At 59.4% G+C, this 7749-nt stretch carries 8 protein-coding genes and 1 pseudogene; 5 read left to right on the top strand and 4 right to left on the bottom strand.

Annotation, left to right across the window (positions count from 1 at the left end):
- The coding region (locus J5M71_RS29260; protein WP_243434162.1) for a hypothetical protein at window positions 1–120 on the top strand (120 nt) is incomplete at its 5' end.
- A 135-nt stretch (window positions 121–255) separates the two neighbouring features.
- Window positions 256–882 carry a dTMP kinase gene (locus J5M71_RS10715; protein ID WP_207832116.1) on the top strand — a complete coding sequence of 209 codons (627 nt, stop codon included), beginning with the start codon at window positions 256–258 and terminating at the stop codon, window positions 880–882.
- A 34-nt stretch (window positions 883–916) separates the two neighbouring features.
- Here the strand turns inward: J5M71_RS10715 and J5M71_RS10710 are convergent, their stop codons facing one another.
- Both J5M71_RS10710 and J5M71_RS10705 read right to left on the bottom strand, forming a co-directional pair.
- Window positions 917–1339 carry a hypothetical protein gene (locus J5M71_RS10710; protein ID WP_207832115.1) on the bottom strand — a complete coding sequence of 141 codons (423 nt, stop codon included), beginning with the start codon at window positions 1337–1339 and terminating at the stop codon, window positions 917–919.
- Window positions 1340–1485: 146 nt separating this feature from the next.
- Complete coding sequence (locus J5M71_RS10705; RefSeq protein ID WP_207832113.1) at window positions 1486–2727, bottom strand: DUF4010 domain-containing protein; 1242 nt, start codon at window positions 2725–2727, stop codon at window positions 1486–1488.
- Between the two features lie 428 nt (window positions 2728–3155).
- Between J5M71_RS10705 and J5M71_RS10700 the strand changes: the two genes are divergently transcribed.
- The 3 genes and pseudogenes from J5M71_RS10700 (at window position 3156) to J5M71_RS10690 (ending at window position 5300) form a co-directional block, all read left to right on the top strand.
- Entirely contained in the window at window positions 3156–4082 is a 927-nt protein-coding gene (locus J5M71_RS10700) for a universal stress protein (protein ID WP_207832111.1), read from the top strand.
- Between the two features lie 13 nt (window positions 4083–4095).
- Window positions 4096–4206, top strand: a pseudogene (locus J5M71_RS10695) (phosphoribosyltransferase); the annotation flags it as partial.
- A gap of 362 nt (window positions 4207–4568) precedes the next feature.
- The gene (locus J5M71_RS10690; RefSeq protein ID WP_207832109.1) at window positions 4569–5300 is read left to right on the top strand and encodes a helix-turn-helix domain-containing protein; all 732 of its coding nucleotides are present in this window, start codon (window positions 4569–4571) and stop codon (window positions 5298–5300) included.
- Between the two features lie 151 nt (window positions 5301–5451).
- Here the strand turns inward: J5M71_RS10690 and J5M71_RS10685 are convergent, their stop codons facing one another.
- The gene (locus J5M71_RS10685) at window positions 5452–5877 is read right to left on the bottom strand and encodes a potassium channel family protein (RefSeq protein ID WP_207832107.1); all 426 of its coding nucleotides are present in this window, start codon (window positions 5875–5877) and stop codon (window positions 5452–5454) included.
- Window positions 5878–5905: 28 nt separating this feature from the next.
- Window positions 5906–7747, bottom strand: coding sequence for an ATP-dependent zinc metalloprotease FtsH (gene ftsH, locus J5M71_RS10680; RefSeq protein WP_207832105.1), 1842 nt, complete (start codon window positions 7745–7747; stop codon window positions 5906–5908).
- Window positions 7748–7749: the final 2 nt, after the last annotated feature.

Below are 7749 nucleotides of genomic sequence, written 5' to 3'. Positions count from 1 at the left end.
CCGCTGCTCGAGCACTGCATCAAGACCCCGGGCGTGCACGTGATCGACTGCCCGGTCGATTACAGCGAGAACGACCGCATCCTCAACAGCGAGCTGCGTGAGCGCGCGCTGGCGGTGTAAGGCCTGACAGGTACGGCGCCACCTCAAGGCTGGCGCCGATCCCTTTCAGGTGCGGCCTTGTGTCGCGATGGGCCGCAAAGCGGCCCCAATGACGCTAAGGTCTTATCCCGCACCTGGCCCCACCGGTAATCAAGAATGACCCGCCCGCTGTTTGTTTCCATCGATGGGCCCAAGGGCACCGGCAAAACCACACTTGTGGAAGCCGTTACCAAGGCGCTTAGGGCTGACCACAAGAAAGTGATCCGGCTTTGCGAGAAAAAAAGCGACCCCTACCGGGGGGAAACCATGGCCCTCGTCAACCAACTGGCCAGAAACCCCTCCCGGGACCTGGAGCTGAGGGTATGCGAGCGCTTTGCCGAAAGCCGTGCCTGGATTTCCCGGCACGTGCTCCCCAGGCAGCCAGCGGGCAGTATCATCCTGATCGATCGCTGGTACCCGTCTGATGCCGCATTTCGCCGTACCGTGCCGTTCGACGAGATCCTGCGCCTGAACATCGAGCGATATGTGCAAGTGCCCGATTTGCACGTAGGCGTTGTCACGGCCCCCGACACCTCGTGGGCAAGGGCCGCGGCACGAACGCGTGGGTTGGGCAGTACGGTAATCCATAGCCTGGACGAGCAGGTTGCCTGTACCGAGGCGTTCGAGCGTGCGATTGCGGATTACGGCTGGGTTCTATGCCGTAATGAAGGGGCCATCGAGGATGCAACAAGGCAGGTCGTGGACGAAATCGATAGCGTGCTTCGACCACGTCATCGACCGTGATGCTATCTCCGATGGCACAGTGGAGCAGTGCCGGTTACTGCGTCATGGGCATATCCATCATTGACGACTGCTGATCCATCATCTTCATCATCATGTCCATCATTCCGTGATCCATACCCATGCCACCCTTGGCTCCTGACATTCCCATGCCCGAGCCCATGCAGCCAGCGGCATGGTGCTTGCTCATCATGGCCATGCTTTCCTTCATTGTCTGCATACCCTCGTGCATGGCGGCTTGCCGCTCGGCGGGGGTCTTCGCTGCGGCGGCTTTGTCATGAGCAACCTGCATCTTGTGCATTTGTTCGCTCATCGCCTTGTTCATGGCCGACTCGGAGGGTGTACTGGCGGCTGGCGCGCTGGTAGTGGCATCGCCAGCGTTTTGCTTTTCATCGGCATGCGCCATGAGTGCACTACCGGCCAGAACAACAGCAAGCATCAATTTCAATTGCGATTGCATGGTGAACTCCACGTATCCGGATATAGATGGCGTGCCGCAAAGGCCTTGGTATGCCTGGACGTTTTAAGTGTAGGCAGCCAGTTGGTCGCTGGTTTGACTTGAATCAGGCAAGTGGTCCATCCGGTTCTCACATATTCTGTGCCTCGTCAGTACATAGTCAGCCCAAGCCACATTGTCCCGAGGATGATGATCTGTGCTGGAACGAGATAACGCGCAAACCGGAAACCGCCATTGCTGAGCGCCAGCACACATTTGGTCAGCGTGTTCCCGGTCACGGCCATCATGCCTGGAACCACAACATCGGCTACCTCCAGCCGTCCGGCCTTCACTAGCGAGGCCACCGACGCAGTTGCTGCGTGGGCATCACCCAGCCCGCTGACGAATGCCGCAATGCTGACGCCGTTGTGGCCCAGGTGCTGAAGAAGAAACGCTGAGAACAGGGCGACGCCGGTCAGGGCAAGCGTGATGATCAGTGCGGTCCAGAGACTGAAGGCACCGTTACCCTGATGTGCCGCGGAACCGCCAGAAGCGGCACGCCAAGGTGCCAGCAGTAATATTCCGTAAACCACCGTGACCAATGCGCCAAGCCCGATCGATATCACGAAAGGGCTCAGCAGGTGCCGGTCGATGATAGTCAGCACCAAAGCGAATTGCGTAATGCTGGCAAGGTTGGACAGCACCGCCGCGGCCGCGAAGGATCTGACTGCAAGTTTTTGTTGCCGCGCTTCACGGGCCAGCAGTGCAATGGTGGCCGTGCCTGAGGCAAAGCCTGACGCTATTGCGCTCAAAGGCAAGCCATATCGAGGGCCCATCAGGCGCATGGCGATATGGCCCACTGCACCGACAGCCATCAGCAGGACGACCAACGTGCAGATCGTGCGCGGGTTGAGCACGCTGTAGGGGCCCAGGAACCGGTCCGGCGTCAACGGCAGTACCACGAGTGCAACCGTCAGCAACATCAAGCCATCGCGCAGTTCTTCTTCACTAAGCTGCTGCAGTACGAAGTGATGAAGCTCACGCTGCATGGCCAACAGCACCGTCAGTACCACGCCTACCGCTGTAGCAAGCTCGGGCTCGTTCAGGCTCAGCGCGCCCAGAGTCAGCACCAGCAGCAGAGCGATTTCGCTGGTGACCTCAGGATCTTTGTCGGCATGCTTGCGGTAGTGCATGCAGAGCATCAGTACCAGGCCCAGACTGGCGACCCCGACCAGCATCGGCCCTGCCAGCAACATGCTGACGTAACCCAGCAGGGCGGTGATGGCGAAGGTCCTGAGTCCGGCTGCGGCATGGTCTTCGTTGCGGCCTTTCTTGCGTTCGCGCTCAAGCCCTACCAGCATGCCGATGCCCAGCGCCACGGCGCCGTGTCCGACATTCAGGGTGTCGAGCATGGTGCCTTCAGGCCGCTGCCCCGGCATTCCCTGCACAAGGTCACCAGCGGTTTCAGGTAAATCGGATTTGCCACGCACGATGAAACAGACTGACCAAGAAGCGCGACTTTCAGTTGATCGGGCATTTTCAGGCCTCCTCCGGGCATCGGAGATTGGCAAAGCGCAAACAGCGAATCTTCATGACACCATCGCGCAGATAGCCGGCGCATGCGCTCTTTGTCGCCATGGCGCGCCTGCGAAGCAAGAAATCATTGTCGATATGCCAGTAGCGTGCTCCGTTAGCGGCTAGAAGCCTTGATCCGCATCAAATTCCCGCGCCATCCAGAATGCCGTTTATCTGCGCGGAAGCGGGCAGTTGACAAACATCAAATTTGCAAAAGGTGAGTGGCAGATGCTCCAGGTACGTACCGCAACCGCAGAGGTGTGCCATGGAAAATCCACAAAGACTGCTGCTGTTAGCGTCAGCCCTGATGCGCCGGACTCCGGTCTATGATCGCGCAGCAGCGCTGGCCAAGGCCAAGGGCATGGCGCTGCACATTGTGGCGTTCGATTATCTGGAAGGGCTTGCCACGGCGGGTCTGGTCAATGACCAGGCACTGGCTGTCATGCGCGAAGGCTATGTACAGCAGCACCGTGACTGGCTGGAGTCCCAGGCGCTGTCGATGCGGCGCAATGGTGTCACGGTCACCACGGAAGTGGTGTGGGTGCAGCATCCACTGGACGAGATCCTCGCGCACTTGCGCGAGCAGCCTTTCGCAATGCTGATCAAGGAGCTCGAGCATGAGCCCTGGTGGATGCGCGCCATGTTCACGTCACTGGATGTTCAGCTACTGCGTGATACACGCATCCCGTTGCACCTGGTACACAACGCCAGCCATGCGCTGCCGCGAAAGATCCTTGCAGCCGTGGACCTGTCCAGGCCTGAAGATCAGTATGAGGGCTTCAACGACCAGATCATCAGTGAAGCGCTGAAGTTGGCATTGCAATGCAATGCCCAGATCGAATTGCTATATGCCTATGACCTGGGGTCGATGTATCTGGACGCTGGCGGCAGCCGGGAACACTCGTTCCTGTTCGACTCGAATTCCGCCCGAACCCTTCATGAGGCCCAGAGCGAAGCTTTCCAGTCGCTTGCCGAGCGCAATGGCATCGCCGCCGAACACCGCCACATGCGAATAGGCGATCCAGCCAAGACCCTGGCGGTGTTCATGGATAACAATGATATCGATGTGCTGGTCATGGGCAGTTATCACCACCATGGCATCGGCTGGTTTATCGGCAGCACGGCGGAACGGGTGATGCATCGTCTGTCCAGCAGCGTACTGGTTATTTCACCGGAGCATTCCCAAGGCTGATCTGGCTGTACCTGCTCGGTCACCTGCATGGATCGTGGTCGTGATCCCGGTTGCGCCACCGGAAACCCTGGACGTGATGCACCGCGAAGTGGATGAACTGGTGTGCCCGCTGGTACCGGAGCGGAAATACAGTTTCGTTCCATGACCTTGCACTGACTTGACAGTTGTCAATTGCTCGGCTGGCAGCTGCTTTTCGCTGTCAAACTGAGGAAAAGAACGGTCCGTACAGGCCCTGGCCGCTTGTTGTATTTGCGTGCCTGCGGTATTGACCACAATCAGTCAGCATTTGAGATGGCTCAGAAGGTACTGCAGGGTCTCGCGCTGCCACGGATTATGCGGGCAGCCATTGACCATCAGGTCGTATTCACAGCGATTGGCATAAGCGCTGAGCAGGTGACATTACCCTTCGTCGGTAGCCCGGAAAACACTGAGCGTAGCGGCTAATTTTGAATTAATGGTCGCATGAAAAAAACCTGAGGCGTCACCATGTCAGGCCCTGTAGATATGGGGGCAAGGCCCCATGTGAAGTGCCTTGCGTGTTCGTTGAGCCGCCTTTGCTTGCCCGCTAGCCTCAGTGCTGACGAAGTGGACCAGCTGGAACGTATCGTGCGCCGTAACCGTCCGTTGAAGAAGGGCGCCTATCTGTTCAAGGCCGATGAGCCCATGGAGCATGTATTTGCCCTGCGCTCGGGGGCCATCAAGAACTTCCTGCTTGATGCCGAGGGCAACGAGCGGGTCACTGGCTTCGTCCTGCCGGGTGAGATGCTGGGGCTGGACGCTATCGGTGCGAGTCATTATCGAAGCTACGCGCTGGCGCTTGAAGTTTCTCTGGTCTGCTCCATTCGGCTGGATCAGCTGGTTGATCTGTCAGGGCAGATCCCTGGCTTACGCTACCAGCTACTGCATATGCTGAGCCTGGGCATCCAGGGCAAGGATGAACACCTGCGGTGCTGCCATGGGCGGGCCGATCAACGGTTGTCGATATTCCTGTTGGGTATGTCGGCGCGCTACCATGACCGCGGATTGAGGGCTGATGTTTTCAATCTGCCCATGTCCCGTAGCGATATCGCAAACTACCTGGACCTCACTCAGGAAACCGTCAGCCGGTTGTTCACCCGGTTCATCGAGGCAGGGTTCATGCAATGCGCAGGGCGCGAGGTACGAATTGTCGACCAACAAGGGCTGCTCAACCTCAGCCGGCTGGAGGAACCCATTTAAGCGCCACGAGCACCCTGTCATAGCGCGTTGCACAAGCCCACCCAATGGCGACTGGGTACTCCAGGCAGGGTAGGGCTCATGGTCTGTTCGCAGCCGGATGCGCTGTGGCTGCGATGGAACTTCACGTGTCCGCCAAACGATTGAACCACCGCTATTTGGCTTTCCAGTACTTCTGCATTTCCAGGAACAGGAACGAAGCTGTCCAGGTGATCAGCACCAGGCCGGTCAATGCCTGCAGGCCAGTGAGGTATTTGAGGTGCCCGGTAGGGGCGATGTCGCCGAAGCCGATGGTGGTGTAGGTGGTGAAGGAAAAGTACACGCAATCCAGGAAGCTGCCATCGAAATTGCCACTGAGCGTGCCCCAGCCATCAGCGTGAGCCATCAGGTAATAGGCCAAGGCAAAACACCAGACCTCCAGGGCATGGGCCAGCAGCGCGCCGAACACACCCGCGACTATTCGGAATCGGCTCCACAATTTCAGCTGCGGTAGCCAGTCATTCAGACGCAGCAAGCATTCGTAGTGAATGATTACCACCAGTATGACCACCAGCATGTTGATCAATGTGACGATGAGCATGGTCGCTATCCTGATCAGGAGCGGAGCGTCATTTGGCTGTGTCGAGTAGCGGGTAGGTGACAGGTTCCTTGACCAGCGGCAGCAGCGCCGGGAATTCTTCGGGGGTGATGGTCTCCTTGGCCAGTAACAGGCGTGCTCCGGCGTCGAGATCTGCCCGGCGCTGTTCGAGCAACACCCGGGCACGGCTGTAGGCCTCTTCCAGCAAGCCACGAATGCCCAGGTCGATCTCCCGTGCGGTCTGTTCAGAATAGTCCTTGCGCTCCTGGCGCAACACTGACTCGCCCAGATAACCGGCCTGCTGCCGCTCCAGCACCGCCTGGCCCAGCTCCGCGCTCATGCCGAAGCGCGTGATCAGCTGCCGGGCTATGTCAGTGGCGCGCCCCAGGTCGTCGGCGGCACCGGTCGAGACCTGGCCGAATGCCAGGTTTTCGGCAGCGCGCCCGGCCATCATCACGACGATACGGTCACGGAGCATCTGTGCGCTGATCAGGAAACGGTCATCGGTGGGCCGTTGCAGGGTATAACCCAGCGAGCCAGCGGCGCGGGGGATGATCGAGACTTTGTGCACCGGGTCCATCGCTGGCAGGCTGCTCGCCGCCAAGGCGTGCCCCATTTCATGGTACGCGACCACTTGACGTTCATCGTCGCGCAGCACGTTGCCCTTGCGTTCCACACCCGCGACCAGGCGCTCGACGGCAGCAGTGAAGTCCTGCAGTTCGACCCACTGGCTGGCACGCCGCGTGGCGATGATGGCCGCTTCGTTCACCAGGTTAGCCAGGTCTGCACCGGTCAGGCCTGGCGTGATTTCGGCAATGCGCTCGCAGTCCAGGTCGTTCTTGTAGACGATCTTGTGCAAGTGCACCTTGAGAATCGCCAGGCGACCTTTGCGGTCGGGCCTGTCGATGAGAATCTGCCGATCGAACCGTCCTGCGCGCAGCAGCGCCGGGTCCAACACTTCGGGGCGGTTGGTTGCCGCCAGCAGCACGACGCCTTCGCGCGCGTCAAAGCCATCCAGTTCGGCCAGCAGTTGATTGAGCGTTTGCTCCTTCTCATCATTGCCGCCAAGGCTGCCAAGCCCACGCATCTTGCCCAAGGCGTCCAGCTCATCGATGAAGATGATGCAAGGCGCCGCCTGGCGTGCCTGGTCGAAAAGATCGCGAACCCGCGCAGCGCCCACGCCCACGAACATCTCGACGAACTCCGACCCGGAAATGGAAAAGAACGGGACCGCCGCTTCGCCAGCAATGGCCTTGGCGACCAAGGTCTTGCCGGTACCGGGAGGACCGACCAGCAACGTACCCTTGGGCACGTGAGCGCCAAGGCGGGCATACCACGCCTTGTTCTTCAGGAAGGCGACGATCTCGGTCAGCTCATCCTTGACGTCGTCTATACCGGCAACATCGGCAAAGGTCACCTTGATATCGCGCTCGACATAGACGCGGGCGCGTGACTTGCCTACACCCATCAGCCCGCCCAGGCCCTGTTTTTCACCAAGCCCATGGAACAGGAAGTACCACAAAACCAGCATCATCAGCAGTGGCATGAACCAGCCCACCGTGGTGGCCAGCGCGCTGTCCTCGGCGACGCCGGTAAACACCGCCCCCGATCGCCCCAGCTGCTCGCTGAGCACCGGGTCGATACGCACCGTGGAAAACAGCGAATGTCCATCGATGGGTTCCTGCAGCCTGCCCAGGATGCGGTCGTGCTCGATGCGCAGGTCGTTGACTTTCTGCTGTTCCAGCAGCTGTAAAAACTGACTGTAAGGAATGGCCTGCACCGCCGGCCGGTTGAACAGGCCGAGTTGAACTGCGGCCAGCACCGACAGCCCGATGGCCAGGAAATAGAATTTCCATGGCTGACCCTTGTTCATGG

Origin of the sequence: Pseudomonas sp. 43(2021), assembly GCF_017490805.1 — a bacterium.
GTDB lineage: Bacteria > Pseudomonadota > Gammaproteobacteria > Pseudomonadales > Pseudomonadaceae > Aquipseudomonas.
This window is presented reverse-complemented; position numbering and strand designations above follow the sequence as displayed.